This window comes from Salinimicrobium oceani, from assembly GCF_012037645.1.
Map to the genome: position 1 here is coordinate 1 of NZ_JAAVJR010001594.1, position 288 is coordinate 288.

1 protein-coding gene is annotated in these 288 nt (G+C 42.4%); it reads left to right on the forward strand.

Going from position 1 to position 288, the window contains the following annotated elements:
- Positions 1-288 (forward strand): signal recognition particle receptor subunit alpha (locus tag HC175_RS23215; protein ID WP_209310234.1); only part of this gene is annotated, 288 nt, incomplete at both ends.

The following is a 288-nucleotide window of genomic DNA, read 5'->3' on the forward strand; positions in this document are numbered from 1 at the left end:
GCCGATGTTAACTATAAAATTGCCAAGGAATTCACCAATAAGGTGAAGGAAAAGGCGCTGGGCCAGGATGTACTTACCGCTTTAAAACCCGGACAAATGATGGTAAAGCTCGTCAAGGATGAGCTTACTCAATTGATGGGTGGAGATGCCGAGGGAATTAACCTTTCCGGAAATCCTTCGATCATCCTAATGTCAGGTTTGCAGGGAAGTGGTAAAACCACTTTTTCGGGAAAACTGGCGAATTATCTTAAAACGAAAAAAACAAAAAAACCTTTACTGGTTGCCTGT